Below are 16305 nucleotides of genomic sequence, written 5' to 3'. Positions count from 1 at the left end.
CCATAAAAAATTCATTATGGATAAATTATCACTTAGTGACAGATATCAGTATTATTGGAAAATACAGAGAATCAGGGTTATTGAAAAATATAACCTCTCAGCGCAAAATCCCTTCCCGAAACAAAAAATGAGAGGATTCCTATGATTTTCATTATAAATGGAAGGGTTAAGTTCAATGAATACGAAGGAACCCTGGAGAGCGTCAATGCCCCGCAAAATATGCAGCCGCTAGCGGCCGCGGCTTGCCGTTTGCTTTCTATTTTCGTCAGGAACAATGAAATGTTGATTAAGCGTCAACAATTACTTGAAGAGGTCTGGGAAGAACGAGGACTAAAAGGAACAAACAGCAACTTGAATAACTATATCTCACTATTGCGTCGCCATCTGGCGCAACTTGGCGAGACGGAGTTGATAATCACTTACCCCCGGCAAGGCTTTAAGTTCGTCGCAAAAAAAATTAGCCGACACGCCACTGCCGAACCGGAAAAAGAACAAAACATAATGGAGGAAACCGTTGTTCCCACACAACCGTCGGGGCAAGCCGCCCCCAGAGGGCGTGGTAGCGGAAAATTATTATCGGCCTGGCGGCAGTTTCAGAGTTGGAATAAATGGGTTAATCTCATCCTATTCATCAGTATCGCTGCATTGATCATGGCCAGCCATCAGTACTCCGTGCGTAACAACCTATTCAGCGGCACTCAGTTCGCGGGTTGCCAAATATACAACATGGGGTGGGATTACCCAGAGAAGGAAACGGTAACCGACATGGTAAAGGCCTATGTCAATTGCCAGAAAAAGACTAAAGTTTATTACTATAACAAAATCACGCAGGATAACAGGCAGTTTGAAGAGAAAATGCTCGTATCCTGCCGAGAAAATGCAGGCCGCCAACCTTGCGAAGTGGTTTATATTCCATAAATGAGTAACGTTTTTCACTACCAGTGATACAAAAACAGCAAGATGTCCGTTCACGGACACGTTCAACCTGCCGTTATTTGCTATACACGCCATCACCAACCACATCCCATAATCGTCTCATTATGGGATGTTCCCATCATTTTCTGGTTACGGAACACAGCAGCTCAGGCTGCCTGCCGTAGTACATAATAAAATTGTCATCATTCAATTTGGCAATTTTTAAAACATAGTAATGTTTTTCCTCACCCAACAGAAACGTCTGCGCATCGGAGTAGGTGAAGTTATCCATGGATTGAAGGATTTTCTTTTCAATGGCGACATAGTAGTACCCACGATGATAGTGATACTTCGTTTCGAGCACGCGGGCTATCACCTGCTTCTTTCCATCCCGATAGGCTAAACCGTTAAGCGTAATGGTCGCGCGGCGCCATCCCGAACGCACGATGTTCACGTACAAACCGCTGGTTACCGTCCCATTCGGCGTCATGCGCGTCGTCGATAAAGACGCATTGCACTCAGGGAAATCTCGCGAGGCGGTCAATAAATAAATCAATATAACAATAACAAGGGCAATAGCAGCAGATAATGCCAGGTAGAAAGCACGGCGCGAGCTAACCTTCATTGATCACCTCAAACTCATCTTCACAGTGCGCATCCATATTCTTAACGCGGTGTTTCGGGCAATACGAGATGAAATCAATCAGCTTTTTGTAGTTCGTATAATGGTATGTCAATCGAGAGTAATAAACCGTTGCCGGTACATCACAATCAAAGCCACGGCTTTTGAGCCTTTCCAGGGCGTCGGCAATATACCGCTCGTCGATCCGCTCGCTGGCGTTCAGCGTCTCCACGCGGCAAGATTTGTAGCTGGCGATCTGGGTCTGATAAGCGGTGTCGTAGCGTTCGGTAAAAAAGTAAACGCCCGCCAATACCAACGCAATCCCGATAAACAGCAGCGTTACCTTAGGTAAAATGGCATCGCAACGGCGCCGGACGGGTAAAGGCGCGGCAGGAACGCTTTCGTCCTGCGTCATATTGTCCGCCACGGAATGAATGCTGGCGGCGGTAAACATAAATCCCTGCCTCGGCACGGTAACCAGAATTTCGCTCTCTCCCAAGCCGGCAAATGTACGACGCAGGCTGGCGATATAGTTGTTCAGGTTACTGTTCGAGGCCGTTTTGCCATGATCGTCCCAGACGGTGGAAAAAATAAAGTCCCGGCTAATCAAGATGCCGTTATTTTTTACCAACAGCGCGAGCAGACGATTGGCTATCGTGGTGAGCGTCACCGGTTCGAGGTTCTCCTCCGCCAACGCCAGCGTCGAGTTATCCTCATCGAAGATAATTCGGTTATTGATTAAGAACCTCATAATCGCTCTCTTAGACCTACTCCTGGCGCGGATTATAGCTGAAACATAAGAATCTTCCTATCACACGAACAATTAACCGCCGCGCGGTTAGACAAGTCTTTCTCACAACGTAACCACGTCGAGCGTGACGGCCAGCCTCTCTGACCTTCCGCCGGCATTGAGCCGGTGTCCACTAAACGAACAGCGCATTTTGCATGCAGCATGAGCAATCTTTGCTCAGCCGATCAGTGCCCGCAGGGAGGGAATACTTAGGATTCAGGAGGGATACAGCGAAGGAAGAGGCTCACTGCAGCAGGAAAAACCCCAGCTCACTGGCTCGCCACGTCATTACGAATAACAACTCAACATGTTGAATTATATGGCAAAAAATAAATTATAATAAGCTGATTTCATAATTTCACTTTTAATTTCATATTTTCAAAACGCCCTCTGCTTCTAATATCATGTTATTTCACCTTCCCAGGACGCATTTTAGGGCTATTCTAGGCAACGAATACTTGATCCCAGAGACATAAGACGAACGCAGACCAGCGTCGACACGAGAACAACTGATGAAAACCCAACGGCTTTTCTTTTCCCTGGGTTGGCGTTTTTATGGAATGATAAATAAGACTTTATCGGATTTATACCTAAACGAGTTAATTATAAACACACGCAAGCTTTCATTGGGACTTTCATGGAAAGAAATACGCCCGTAGCCTTTGCCTGATGAGCTACCGAATTCTAAACGGGCATTTAAATAATGCGGTATTTTTGGCCCGCACACCTTTAATTACATTTAATTCGTGAAGCTTACTTATAAGAAAAAGGCAGCCTGGTTGCTATAAGCCGCCCTTCTGCAGCCGTATTTCTGGGTATTATTCTCATTATACTGGAGCTTATTAATGAATCAGCGTTTGGATATCATCGGTATTGGCCTTGGCCCGTCGAATCTTAGCCTGGCGGCCTTAGGGAGTGAAATAGAGGGATTTACGGGGCAATTCCTGGAACGCAAACCCCATTTCTCCTGGCACCCAGGGATGATCCTGGCGGATTGCAGCATGCAGACCAACTTTTTAAAAGACCTGGTGAGCGCGGTTGCCCCAACCAACCGGTACAGCTTTCTCAACTATCTGGTAAAAAACAGGAAGTTCTACCGTTTCCTGACCACGGAGCAGCGCACCGCATCGCGTGAAGAGTTCGCCGATTACCTCTCCTGGGCCGCCGGCGGCATGCGCTCATTAGCATTTAATCAAGACGTTCAACGGGTCGAGTTTGACGATCGGCAGCGTCAGTTCGTGGTGACCACCTCGAATAAGGTCTTCCACGCCAGGCACGTCAGCATTGGGATTGGCAAGAAAATAAAGTTGCCTGATTGCGTGACGGTGCAAAGCGATCGCTGTTTCCATGCCAGCGAAATGATGCTGCGCAACCCCGATCTGACAGGCAAACGCGTGGCGATCGTCGGCGGCGGCCAGAGCGGCGCCGACCTGTTCCTGAATATTTTTAAAGGGGAATGGGGGCAACCGGAACAGCTCGACTGGATATCGCGCCGCAACAATTACAACGCGCTCGATGAAGCGGCCTTTGCCAACGAATATTTCACGCCCGATTACGTCGAGAGCTTTTACTCGCTGGATAGCGTGGCCAAGCGGCATATGCTGGCCGAACAGAAGATGACCTCAGACGGCATCACCAGTGAGTCGCTGCTGGCGATTTATCGCGCCATGTACCACCGCTTCGACGTCCTGCGCGAGAAATTATGGGTGCGCCTGCTGCCCAGCCGTTCGCTGACGGCCGTGAAACACACGCTGGATAACGCCTACCAACTCGAAACGCGCCATCATCTCGATCACGGCGAAGAAGCCTTCAAGGCGGACGTGGTGATCTTTGCCACCGGTTACCAATCGGCAACGCCAGAGTTCCTTGAGCCTTTGGCCCACCGTTTGCTGACCACTGCGGATGGCGAATACCGCATCGCCCCCGACTTTACCTTTGAGTGGGAAGGCCCTGCGGAGAACTGCTTATTCGCCATGAACGCCAGTATGCATAATCACGGCATTGCCGATCCGCAGTTGAGCCTGATGGCGTGGCGATCGGCCCGTATTCTTAATCGCGCTTTAGAACAACAGCCGTTTGATCTGAGTACAACGCCGAGTGCAATTCAATGGCGAAGTGAAGGTGTCTCTCCCACGTTTTAATCGCGAGCACGCCTTAATCATTATCACAGCGCTATGATGGAATGACGTATATGAAAAGACAAATTATTAAATTTATTATAAAGCAGCTGGCCGTATTGGCCCCCGAATTCAAGGCCAGATTGCTCTACAAAAAAGCGTTTGGCAAACCGTTAAACTTGCAGACGCCGTCCACCTGGAATGAAAAGATCAATCACCTGAAGTTGAATGGCTATAGTCACAATGCGTTGGTGAAGCAATGCGCAGATAAATATGCGGTGAGAGAGTACATCAAAGAAAAGGGGTGCGAAGAGATCCTGAATGAATTGTACTTTGCCTGCGATTCAGTAAACGATATTCCGTGGGACACGTTGCCGGACAAATTTGTGATCAAAGGGAATCACGGTTCCGGGTATAACCTGATTTGCCAGAATAAAAAATTGCTGAATATCACGAGCGCCAAAAAATTGATCGACGGCTGGATGAAAGACGATTATTGGAAAACCTATGTAGAACTCAACTACAAAGGGATACAAAAAAAGATCATTGGCGAGAAGTATATCGAATCTGCCAATGGTCACGGGCCTGAAGACTATAAGATCTATTGCTTCCGCGGCGTGCCTTACTGCACCTTACTGTGTGTCGGCAGGGATACCGGGTCGCCGAAGTATTACTTCTTTGACAAAGATTTCAAGTTTCTCTGCTACAGCGAGGACTGCCTGGCATTGAGCCAGGAAGAAATAGACGCCTTCGTGAAGCCAGAGGGTTACGATGAGCTGTTTGAGTACGCCTCGCGCTTGTCGGCGCCCTTCGAGTTTGTTCGCGTTGATTTCTACATCTCGCAAGGCCGAATCATTTTTGGCGAGCTGACCTTTACCCCTTCCGCCGGGCTGGATACGGATATCCTGCCGCCGACCGATGTTTTGCTTGGCGAGATGCTGACGCTGCAACAGCACTGATTTTCACCTGGCCCCACGGTGAAGATCGGCAATACCTGCCGGCATGTTCGCGGCCTGCCGGCCGGTATTGCCCTGAGGGTTATCGGGCCGCCGATCTCGCCGGTTCATGCCGCCGTTACAGCAAAACCCCTGCCGGCAATCCCTGGCAGCCCACGCCCGCCCCAAGAACAATACCTCAGCCAGACCACATAACCATTTGAAAAATAATGGCATTAAACGATTAATAAGAATCACTTACATATTTATAATAAAATGTTCTATATGTATAGGAAGCTATAATATAAGATACCGGAAAGTTTCCCTGGTGTTGTTGTGTGTCTTTGCCCTATTTTATAGGGCTTTTTTTGCTCAAAATCGTTGATAACCGTGTGTTTTCATCCGCCCTCGCCGTTTCTCCTCCAATAAAAATCATAACCATTTCTAATTAATGCTAATCCTTCTTATTCCTGACTTACCAATAATAACAATGAGTTGCTATTAACCCGGCAAAGCAACTGGCGGCGCGCTTCCGGGTTTCGCGGCCGGAATGTCCACCCTAAAGGTAGGTTTTTGCCTGACGCGAACGGATGCTACTATCGGCCTTTTTCGAGGATGTTGATCCGCATGTTCTTGTCCAACCGGCATTTTATCTCCGCGCTTCTGGCGCTCGCCATCGGCCTTTGGCTGCCGGGCTCCGTGCTGGCCAGGCCCGATTTGGAACGCAAGATCGGCACTACCGTAGCCGATAGCGATTCTGCGGATTATCGTTTCAGCGATCTGCGCTTCACCTCCGCCGATGGCCAACGGCATTACCGTGTTCGCATCGCCCAGCCGCGTCGGGCGCCTGCGCCTGACGGCTATCCAACGATTTATTTCCTCGACGGCAATGCGGTGCTGATGGAGTTGAACGCCGCCTTACTGGCCAAATTGGCAGCGGCGAAGCGGCCGCCGGTGCTGGTGATGATCGGTTATGACAACGATCTGCGCATCGATGCCGCCGGCCGCGCCTACGACTATACGCTCCCTCTGCCGGCAGGCATGAAGAAAGCGCCGCGGGCCGGCGGGGGCGCGGATGCGTTCCTGCAATTGATTGAAACTCGGATCAAACCGGCGATCGCCGCCAAAATGGCGGTCGATCCGCAGCGCCAAACGCTGTGGGGCCACTCCTACGGCGGGCTTTTCGTTCTGCACACGCTGTTCACCCATCCCGCCGCCTTCCAGCGCTACATCGCCGTGGAACCCTCACTGTGGTGGGGCAACGGCATGATCCTGCAAGAAGCGCAGCAGATGACGGAACGACGTGCGGTGCAGGCGACAAGGCTGCAACTGTGGGTTGGCCTGGCGGAACGCGATCGCGCGGCTCCGCCCGGCGTGAAGAGCCCCACTCTGCCGGCGGATGCAACGCATTTGCTGGCCGAACAGCTGGCGCAGCTCGGCGGTCTCACCGTCGGCTATCGGGAGTGGCCCGCCTTAGGGCACGGCGCCATGCTGGGCGCGGCCATCGAGCCGGCGCTGAGCAGCGTCATCGCAGAGGACTGAATCCGCGTCTCAGAAGGTATCGGCCACATTTTCATCTGCGGCGCATATCTTCTGATGAGAAGAGTGTTTACTATCTGAGACGGTGAAGGGTGGTCGCGGATGGGGGCGTCAAAAAACAAAGTGGCTCCCCCGTCGGCAAGTGAGCTTGCTCTATCCGGTGGAGCCATACAGTACTGCAGTTTTCCCGGTGGGGCCCTGGTGAGGCGCAAGTAGGAATAGATGGTGTTGGCAGGGCATTTCAGCGTTTTAATACCGCCTGTTCACTATTTTCTTCTCCCTGTGACGCCTACTATAAGCGCCCGCTCACCGGGTGGAAAAGGGTGAAAACCACCCTTGAAATACATTAATTAAAGTGATATTAGAAGCGGTTGGAGCGAAAGCGCCTAGTTCGGTTTTGAATAATTAAATCAGGGAATTATATTAAAAATGAATATTAATATCACCGACAAACCCAACCCGCAGGATGAAGAGTTCGTTATCGACAGCCTTTGGGCGCACAATCACAAAACCCAGCCCGTAGACATTCACCCGCTGTTCCTGACCGTCACCGACGACAACCAGCAGATCGTCGGCGGCCTGGTCGCACGCACCTGGTGGGGCGGCCTGGAAGTGCAGTATCTGTGGGTCGGCGATCAATGCCGCAAAAGCGGATACGGCCGCCAATTGATGGAGCTGGCAGAAGAAGAAGCCCGCAAGCGCGGTTGCCATATGGCCTATGTCGATACCTTCGATTTCCAGGCCAGAGGCTTCTACGAAAAACTGGGCTACCGGGTCTACGGCGAGCTGGGCGACTATGCGCATCGCCACACCCGCCATTACCTGGCTAAAAGCCTGTAAAGCAGCCTGAGCGGCACAGAGGTGGGTATGGGTTCATCGCATAAAAATAATGAATCTTATTTTAAGGGCCTCATCACCATGATGGAGCACCTGAGCGAACCCTGGGGCATCAAAGATCAGCTGTCCCGCCACCTCTATATGAACCGCGCCGCTTATCTCTATACCAATACGCCGCTGAATTTCGACGTCGCCGGTAAATATGACCACGAATTCCCCGCCGACTGGGCCGACTCCGCCGCCGACTTTATCGAGCATGACAAGATGACCGAAGCGGCGCGCGATCGGGTCACGGTCATAGAAACGCACTACTGGTACGGCAAAGACAGCCTGACGCCGTTTATCAGCGAAAAGCTGCCGGTGTACAACGATGACAAACAGGTGATTGGCGTGATCTGGAACGCCAAGCCGATGAACAGCCTGTCGCCGCTGAAATACATCAATCAGCAAAAACCCAGCGTGTTGACCACCGAAGTCAATAACGAGCTGTTCACCCGTGCCGAACTCGATGTCATTTTCCTTATGCTGCAACGATTTACGGTGAAAGAGATCGCCAAAATCTATAACGTCAGCAATAAGACCATCGAAAACCGTATTTATAACATTTACCAGAAGGCCAACGTGCATACTCAGCAGCAATTTGAGGAATACTGCAAATACGCCAACCTGGATAACTACATTCCCGATCGCCTGATAACCAAAGGCATTCAGTTTATTTGAACCGCAAGGAAGATCTCACCGTGATAAAGATCGAAGATTATCCGCTCACCCGGGTGCCGCAGGATAAACGAGTTTCGTTTTTAAGCGTGGCCATCGTGCATATGGGCATGTTGACCGCGCTGGACCAGTTCATGCTCGGCGCCGTACTCGGCAACTCCATGACGCTGATTGACGCCTTCACCGCCATTTTCGTCGGCAGCCTGATCTTCGGCGTGGTGACCTACGGCCTGGGGCTGGCGGGCATGCGCGAAGGCATTTCCGGCAGCCTGCTGGCGCGCTGGTGCGGCTTCGGCCGTCTGGGCTCGGTGCTGATCGGCGTGGTGGTGGCCGTCAGCCTGCTGGGTTGGTTCGGCATTCAGAACGCCATTTTCGCCAAGTCGCTCGACTTCGCGCTCGGCAATAAGCTGGGCTTCGGCCTGGCCGCCGGGCTCTCGGGCACGCTGCTGACCATCCTGGTGGCATTCGGCTTCAAGGCGCTGCGCATCGCCGCCCGTATCGCGGTGCCGATGTTCATCATGCTGGTGGCCTATATTTCGGTGACCGCGCTTTCCGGCCATAACCTGCAGGAGATCATCCAGCTGGCGCCGCCGGGTGAACCGCTGACCATCAGCGCCGGCATCACCATCGTCGTCGGCGGCGCCATCGTGGCCAGCCTGATGACCCCCGATCTGACCCGTTACTCCAAAAACGGCAAGCACGTGCTCGGCGTCACGCTCTTCACCATCATCGCCGGCGAGTTCGTGGTGAACGGCCTGGCGATCCTGATCGCCAAAACCCTGGGCACCGCCGATGTGGTCACCATCATGTCACAAGCGGCCGGCGGCGCCGGTTTGCTGGTGGTGGTGTTCTCCACCCTGCGCGTCAACGATCTCAACCTGTACTCTTCTTCGCTGGGCATCGTCAACGCGGTGGAAGGCATCACCGGCAAAAAGCTGAAGTACACCTACACCACGTTGGTGATCGGCATTCTTGGCACCACGCTGTCGGTGCTGGGCATTCTTGACCGCTTTGTCGACTTCCTGACGGTGCTTGGCGTGGTCTTCCCGCCGATTATCGGCATCATGCTGGTGGACTATTACCTGCTGCGCAGCCACCGCAAGATCCTGGACGAGAGCCGCCGTACCGGCCAGCTGCCGAGCGAAACGCCGACCATCGGCTGGGCGGCGATCGTCGCCAGCATCGTCGGCGGCGCCGTTGGCCTGGCGACCGAATGGGGCGTGCCGACCATCAACTCTCTGGTGGCCGCCAGCCTGCTGTATTGGGTGCTCAAACTGGCCTTCAGCCGGGCGCAAAAACCGCTGGCCTCACAGAAATCGCTCTGATTTTCGCGCACGCGTTAATGCACTCCTCCGGTAACGGGGGAGTGTTTGATGCTCGAAAAGGGAGATTTAGTGCAAAAGAATAGGCCGATCGCGCAGACAAACGGCCGTGGTAGTTAGGGTCCCTGGTGTCGGTAGCAAGCTATCCATTATGCTCAGAGTGTGGCAACGCCCCCTCTGGGCTTTTTATTATAAAAATTGTTGGCTTCCGTGTTTGATCATAAAGAAAAACTTCAGCTTGCATGAACAGTAGCCCATGAAATCGGTTTTGGTCAACATAAAAGTAAACATAAAACCGGCTTTTGTGTTCACTTTTCCATAAGCAAAACCTAATCAATTGATTTACACGGCTTTATCTTTCGCACAGAGAAAGCAGGCCACCCCCGCTGACATCACTGCGCTAAACGGCTGACGAGAAACAATAATTACCGCCAATAATCAGCCTGTTACCCGCGCGTCCGCGCCTTTTTATCTGGACAACGCCAGTGCGTAGGATATAGTGAAGCCTGCGTAATGTTTGTAAGGACAGCCAATGAAAACCACCAACGCACAGCGCAAAATCAACATCATTAAAAATATTGAATATCTGATGCGTACCCGCGGTGAAACCAAGGCTTCCTTTTCCAATCGCAGTGGCCTGACACGCACGACTCTCTACAAAATTCTTGACGGAAGAGTGAACAACGTTCAGCAATCCACCGTGAATCGGATCTCCGATTTCTTCGGTGTCTCCTGTGAAGAGATCGAAGACTACGATCTGGAAAAGCTGGAGCTGCTCAACGAGACGCTGTCCACCGAGGGCAACAAGAACCCTTCCGCCATTCCGGTGATCCCGCAGTCGCGCTATCTGGCCGTCTCGCAACGCAAGATCGGGCAACTGGTCACCGAGTTTCCTCTGACTTATTTCTTCGGCGATGAGTCGAACATGTTGGCAATGAAAATAGAGACCGAAATTAAAGGGTCATTTATTCCCGGCGAGATCATCATCATAAAACGTCCGCCGGTACTGATTTGCGATTCGCCTTTGCTGTATCACTCGGGAAAAAGCGGCTTCTTTGTGGTTGACGACAAAGACAGCGAAAGCATGGACAAACGCCCTCAGGACACCGTGCAATTCCTGGGTTACATCGTTGGAGAAAGGTTATAAATGGAACCGAATCAGAAGTTCAAGCTGTTGGGCTTCACCCGGCATGGCACCATCGCGGCCAATGTCATGGTATTGGCCACCGGCAAAACCATTACCATGGGGCTGAATGAGCTGGCCGACAGCGAAATATCGGAAGATCTGAGCCGGCACGAGCTGCAGGCGCTGTACCGCAAACTCTATGGCGACAACCAACAAAAAACCGCCTACGAGCTCAGCGATCGCCATGAACGATCCTGGTACGCCTACCTGATTATTACCGTGGCGCTCAGCGTGATTTATATTTTCTCAACGCTGTGCGGCGTCAAGCCGATCCAAATCCCGGTGCTGAATCTCATCACGCCGCCGGCGATCTTCATCTACCCGCTCACGTTCATTCTGGTGGACATTCTCAACGAATTCTACGGGTTGCGGCTGGCCAGGCGCACCATCATCATCTCGTTTATCGCCAACCTGACCTTTGTCCTGGGGGTCTGGGTGACGACGCTGGTGCCGAGCATTCCGCAGTGGGAGTACAGCGAGACCTACAACGGCATCGTACACAGCATCATGGCGGTGCTGGTGGCCTCGTCGGCGGCCTACCTGATCTCCGAGAACGTCAACTCCTACCTGCTCTGCAAAATCAAAGAGTTGACCAACTCCCGCTACCTGTTTGTGCGCGTGATCACCAGTACCGTAGTGGCTTCGGCCATCGACAGCGTGGTGTTCTGTACGCTGGCGTTCTACAACGTGCTGAGCTGGGACATCATCAAAACCATGATCCTGTCGCAGTTCCTGATCAAGGTGGTTTACGCCCTTCTGGGCGTCGGGCCGATCTACGCCACCCGCAGTCTGTTTAACCGCTACATCAATACCGAACAAGCAAAGGGCAATGAATATGCATATCCAAAAGCAAGATAAGATCACCCATCTTGGCGCCAACTCCGATTATCCGGATCAATATGCTCCCGCATTGCTCGAAGCCTTGCCGCGCGCGCGCGGCCGCGATCTGATCGGCGTGGACGAGCGGCAGCTGCCGTTCAGCGGCTTTGATCTGTGGACCGCCTTCGAGCTGTCCTGGCTCAACGCCAAGGGCAAGCCGGTGGTGGGCATCGGCGAATTTACCTTCCCGCACTCCTCGTCGAACCTGATCGAATCCAAGTCGTTCAAGCTGTATCTCAACAGCTTCAACCAAACGCGCTTCGACAGCGTGGAACAGGTGAGCGCCGCCATGCAGCAAGATCTGTCGCAGGCGGCCAACGGCCAGGTCACCGTCAAACTCTATCCGGGGCTGGAAGGTTACCCGGCGCAGATCGACCGCCTGCCGGGCATCAATATCGACGATCTGGATATCGCGGTCGACGACTTCGCCTTCAAACCGGAATACCTGAACGGCGCGGCCGAGAGAGGGGAACCGGTGTCGGAGACGCTGTCTTCCAATCTGCTGAAATCCAACTGCCTGGTCACCAACCAGCCGGACTGGGGCAGCGTGGTGATCCGCTATGAAGGCCGCAAAATCGATCGCGAAAGCCTGCTGCGCTACCTGATCTCCTTCCGCCAGCACAACGAATTCCACGAGCAGTGCGTCGAGCGCATTTTCAACGACATCAAGCAGAGCTGCCGCCCGGAAAAACTCAGCGTGTTCGCGCGCTACACCCGCCGCGGCGGCCTGGACATCAACCCCTTCCGCAGCGATTTCGAAACGGCGCCGGCGCTCGGCCGCCTGATCAGACAGTAAGCGTTATCCCCCAATGCTCCCGCCGGGGAGCATTGTTTCCCTCGCATTCATCTCCCTGTTATTTTTCGCCATTATCGTCGTCAGCGGCTATCTTCAAAGCACACTGACGGAGATTAACGACGCATGCCTGACCTTTCACGCAGAGACATCCTGCGGGCTGCCGCCATCGGATCGGCTTTCTCGCTGTTGCCCGCCTCGATTCGCAAAGCGCTGGCCATTCCCGCCAATAACCGCACCGGCACCCTGCGCGACGTCGAACACGTGGTGATCCTGATGCAGGAGAATCGCTCTTTCGACCACTACTTCGGCACCCTGCCTGGCGTGCGCGGCTTCAGCGATCGCTTCACCATTCCACTGCCCGGCGATCGCCACGTCTGGCAGCAGCAGGGCGCCGAGCGGCTGGTGCTGCCCTACCACCTGGACAGCCAACGCGGCAACGCCCAGCGCGTCACCGGCACGCCGCACTCGTGGGTGGATGAGCAAGCCGCCTGGGATCACGGCCGCATGAGCGCCTGGCCCACCTACAAAACGCCGGCCTCGATGGGCTACTATCGCCAGCAGGAGCTGCCGTTCCAGTTCGCGCAGGCCAACGCCTTTACCCTGTGCGACGCCTATCACTGCTCCATTCACGCCGGTACCAACACCAACCGGCTGTTCCACTGGACCGGCACCAACGGCCCGTCCGCCGCCGACGTGGCGGTGGTGGTCAACGAGTGGGACAGCCCCGGCCCGGCGGAGATCGGCTACCAGTGGACAACCTATCCGGAACGGCTGGAGGCAAGCGGCGTCAGCTGGAAGGTGTATCAATTCCTGCCGGACAACTTTACCGACAACCCGCTGGCGGGTTTTCGCCAATACCGCGCCGCCAGCATTCAGGTGGGCAATCCGGCGCGGCCGCCGAAAGACTTCAACGCCTTCGTGCCCTACAGCGATGCGCTCAACGAGGCCGCGCCGCTGTACAAGGGCAACGGCAACACCCTGCCGGCCGCCGACGGCAACGATCTGGACGCCATGCTGGCCGGATTTCGCGCCGACGTACAGCAGGGCAAACTGCCGCAGGTCAGCTGGATCATCGCGCCGGCGGCCTATTCGGAACACCCCGATCCCTCCAGCCCGGTGCAGGGCGGCTGGTTCACCCAAGAGATCCTCAACGCGCTGACCGACAACCCGGAGGTGTGGAGTAAAACCGTCCTGCTGGTCAACTACGACGAAAACGACGGCTTTTTTGACCATATGCCTTCGCCTTCCGCGCCGTCGCTGCGCGAAGACGGCAGCTTCGCCGGTAAATCGACCGTGCCGTTCGACACCGAGATCTTCCAGCACGTGGCCCCGCCCGGTTCGCAGGATCAACCGCCGCCGGACGGCCGCATCTACGGCCCCGGCCCACGGGTGCCGATGCTGGTACTGTCGCCCTGGAGTCGCGGCGGCTGGGTCAATTCGCAGGTCTTCGATCACACCTCGGTGCTGCAATTTTTGGAAAAGCGCTTTCAGGTGCATGAACCAAACATCAGCGCCTGGCGCCGCGCGGTGTGCGGCGATCTCACCTCGGCGTTCAACTTTGTCGATCCTAACGGCGAAGCGCTGCCGAGCCTGCCCGCCACCAGCCGCCACGCCGCCGACGGCCTGCGCCTGCGCCAGGAACAGCTGCCGCAGGTGCCGCTGCCATCCCCCGCCCACCAGCGTTTGCCCCATCAACGCCGCCTGGCACGCCCTTCCCGCGCGTTGCCGTACCAGCTGCACGTCGAAGCCACCGTCGCGGCCGAGCAGCGCCGCGTGACGCTGAACCTGTTCAATACCGGCGAGCAGGGAGCGGTGTTTCACGTCTACGATCGGCGGGATCTGACGCAGATCCCGCGCCGTTTTACCGTCGAGGCGGGTAAGGCGGTCAGCGACGACTGGCTGGCGGAGAATGAGTACCATCTGTGGTTGCTCGGCCCCAACGGCTTTCACCGCGAGCTGCGCGGCGCCCTGAGCCGGCCGCAGCCGGAGGTGCGTTTGCGCCCGACGGGCCGCAGCCTGCTGCTGCAGCTGAACAATCCGGGCACCGAAGCGATAGCGGTTACCCTCGAACGCTGCCCCTACACGCAGCAAGGGCCGTGGCCTATCACGCTGCCGGCGGGCGGCAGCCACCAGCAAGCGTTTGACGCCCGCGCCAGCGGCGGTTGGTATGACCTTACGCTGCAAGGCGCCGACGGCTGGCTGCGCCGCCTGGCGGGGCGGCTGGAGGATGGCGAACACAGCGTCAGCGACCCGCTGATGGGCCAGGGGTAATCGATCGGCATCAAGGGAGTTCAAAAAGCGAAAGGATATCGCTTATCATTGCGTTCTCGTTCCCAGCCGATTACCCAAGGATCTTCATGCCCGCTGTTCTTATCGCCAAAGCCGGCCGCTGGTTGGCCGCCTGCGTTTTGCTGTTGGCCGGCGCCGCTCAAGCCGCGCCTATCGTCGTCACCGATGTCGCCGGCCGTCAGGTCACCCTGCCGCAACCGGCCAAACGCGTTATTCTGGCCGATGCCCGCGCGCTGCTGGCGCTGAATATTCTGCACCCGCAGCAGCCGCTGAAAAACATCATCGCCTGGGACAACTCTCTGAAGGTCAAAGCACCGGATCTGGTTGAAGCCTATGCGAAAAAATTTCCGCAGGTCATGCAAATCCCTACCTTCGACAACCCCTACACCAGTGATTTCAGCGTGGAAAGCGCGGTGGTGCGCCAACCGGACCTGATCATTTTCGACATCGGTCTGCTGAGCAAATTGAAAGACAGCGGCGTACTGACCCAGCTGGAAAAAGTCGGCATCCCGGTGCTGATCATCGATTTTCGCCAGCAGCCGCTGACCAACACCGTCGCCAGCATGGCGCTGTTGGGTAAAGTGTTTGACGAGCAGCCCAACGCCGACGCCTTTATTCGCCTCTATCAGCAGCGCCTCGAGCTGGTGCGCCAGCGCGTCGCCACGCTGAAACCGGAGCAGCGCCCCAGCGTCTTCATCGAGCGCAGCGCCGGCATCAAAGGCGAACAGTGCTGCAACACCTTCGGCAAAGGCAGCTTCGGGCAGTTCATCGATACCGCCGGCGGCAACAATATCGGCAGCAAGCTGTTTTCAGACATGGGCGGTGAAGTGAACGTCGAGCAGGTGATCAGCAGCAACCCGGATTTCTATCTGCTGACCGGCGCCGACTGGAGCCGCGGGCATCGCGGCACGCTGGCGGTGCCGCTGGGTTACGCTACAGATATGGCCACCAGCCAAAAGAAACTGGCGCATCTGCTGGATCGCACCGGCATTAACGTGCTGAAAGCGGTGAAAGAAAAACGCGTGATGGCGATTTACCATCAATTTTACGACACGCCGCTCAACTTTATAGCGGTTGAGGCGATCGCCAAATTCCTGCACCCGGCGCTGTTTAAAGATATTGATCCGCAAGCGGATATCGAAATGGTGCATCAGAAATTCACCGCACTGGATTACAGCGGCGTCTTCTGGCTTACGCCGCAATAACCCCCGCCAGGGCCCGCCAGCCGGGCCCTGTTTCCCGCATTCATTATTTAGTTACCCACTTAACTATCCCGTAACAATTCTATTTACTTGCCAATAATTATCATTAAGATTGTCTTTTCTAAAAAAACACATCCGGGTCTGAAACTCTTAAGGCAT

14 protein-coding genes are annotated in these 16305 nt (G+C 54.7%); 12 read left to right on the top strand and 2 right to left on the bottom strand.

Going from position 1 to position 16305, the window contains the following annotated elements; all coding sequences use genetic code 11:
• The first annotated feature begins 141 nt into the window (after nt 1-141).
• The gene (locus tag ACJ8IM_RS15195) at nt 142-918 is read left to right on the top strand and encodes a transcriptional regulator (protein ID WP_080289935.1); all 777 of its coding nucleotides are present in this window, start codon (nt 142-144) and stop codon (nt 916-918) included.
• Between the two features lie 136 nt (nt 919-1054).
• Here the strand turns inward: ACJ8IM_RS15195 and ACJ8IM_RS15190 are convergent, their stop codons facing one another.
• Entirely contained in the window at nt 1055-1540 is a 486-nt protein-coding gene (locus ACJ8IM_RS15190) for a hypothetical protein (protein WP_033636027.1), read from the bottom strand.
• Nucleotides 1530-2288 (bottom strand): winged helix-turn-helix domain-containing protein, encoded by a 759-nt coding sequence (locus ACJ8IM_RS15185; RefSeq protein ID WP_033636029.1) that lies wholly within the window; start codon nt 2286-2288, stop codon nt 1530-1532. The genes ACJ8IM_RS15190 and ACJ8IM_RS15185 overlap by 11 nt, the downstream gene beginning before the upstream one ends.
• An 884-nt stretch (nt 2289-3172) precedes the next feature.
• Here ACJ8IM_RS15185 and ACJ8IM_RS15180 point away from each other — a divergent pair.
• The 11 genes from ACJ8IM_RS15180 (at nt 3173) to ACJ8IM_RS15130 (ending at nt 16149) form a co-directional block, all read left to right on the top strand.
• Nucleotides 3173-4468 (top strand): lysine N(6)-hydroxylase/L-ornithine N(5)-oxygenase family protein, encoded by a 1296-nt coding sequence (locus ACJ8IM_RS15180; protein WP_033655231.1) that lies wholly within the window; start codon nt 3173-3175, stop codon nt 4466-4468.
• Nucleotides 4469-4518: 50 nt separating this feature from the next.
• On the top strand, nt 4519-5403 hold the full coding sequence (locus ACJ8IM_RS15175; RefSeq protein ID WP_033655230.1) for an ATP-grasp fold amidoligase family protein: 885 nt from the start codon (nt 4519-4521) through the stop codon (nt 5401-5403).
• A 603-nt stretch (nt 5404-6006) separates the two neighbouring features.
• The gene (locus ACJ8IM_RS15170; protein ID WP_033655239.1) at nt 6007-6921 is read left to right on the top strand and encodes an alpha/beta hydrolase; all 915 of its coding nucleotides are present in this window, start codon (nt 6007-6009) and stop codon (nt 6919-6921) included.
• 426 nt (nt 6922-7347) lie between these two features.
• The gene (locus ACJ8IM_RS15165; RefSeq protein ID WP_004937348.1) at nt 7348-7758 is read left to right on the top strand and encodes a GNAT family N-acetyltransferase; all 411 of its coding nucleotides are present in this window, start codon (nt 7348-7350) and stop codon (nt 7756-7758) included.
• Nucleotides 7759-7785: 27 nt separating this feature from the next.
• On the top strand, nt 7786-8475 hold the full coding sequence (locus ACJ8IM_RS15160; protein ID WP_033636032.1) for a helix-turn-helix transcriptional regulator: 690 nt from the start codon (nt 7786-7788) through the stop codon (nt 8473-8475).
• 20 nt (nt 8476-8495) lie between these two features.
• The gene (locus ACJ8IM_RS15155) at nt 8496-9797 is read left to right on the top strand and encodes a cytosine permease (protein ID WP_033649111.1); all 1302 of its coding nucleotides are present in this window, start codon (nt 8496-8498) and stop codon (nt 9795-9797) included.
• 529 nt (nt 9798-10326) lie between these two features.
• On the top strand, nt 10327-10941 hold the full coding sequence (locus ACJ8IM_RS15150) for a helix-turn-helix domain-containing protein (protein ID WP_033636033.1): 615 nt from the start codon (nt 10327-10329) through the stop codon (nt 10939-10941).
• Nucleotides 10942-11838, top strand: a complete 897-nt coding sequence (locus ACJ8IM_RS15145) for a queuosine precursor transporter (protein WP_004937338.1) — start codon at nt 10942-10944, stop codon at nt 11836-11838. It abuts the gene before it with no gap.
• A complete protein-coding gene (queF, locus tag ACJ8IM_RS15140) occupies nt 11816-12655 on the top strand; it encodes an NADPH-dependent 7-cyano-7-deazaguanine reductase QueF (RefSeq protein WP_033655238.1) in 840 nt (279 codons plus the stop codon). The genes ACJ8IM_RS15145 and queF overlap by 23 nt, the downstream gene beginning before the upstream one ends.
• Before the next feature lie 123 nt (nt 12656-12778).
• Nucleotides 12779-14926, top strand: a complete 2148-nt coding sequence (locus ACJ8IM_RS15135) for a phosphocholine-specific phospholipase C (protein WP_442516240.1) — start codon at nt 12779-12781, stop codon at nt 14924-14926.
• Nucleotides 14927-15012: 86 nt separating this feature from the next.
• Nucleotides 15013-16149 carry an ABC transporter substrate-binding protein gene (locus ACJ8IM_RS15130; RefSeq protein ID WP_033655227.1) on the top strand — a complete coding sequence of 379 codons (1137 nt, stop codon included), beginning with the start codon at nt 15013-15015 and terminating at the stop codon, nt 16147-16149.
• Nucleotides 16150-16305 lie beyond the last annotated feature (156 nt).

Source organism: Serratia sp. CY33525 (assembly GCF_052169115.1).
Taxonomy (GTDB): domain Bacteria; phylum Pseudomonadota; class Gammaproteobacteria; order Enterobacterales; family Enterobacteriaceae; genus Serratia; species Serratia sarumanii.
The sequence above is the reverse complement of the archived record's forward strand: the minus strand, read 5'-3'. Positions and strand labels throughout refer to the sequence as shown.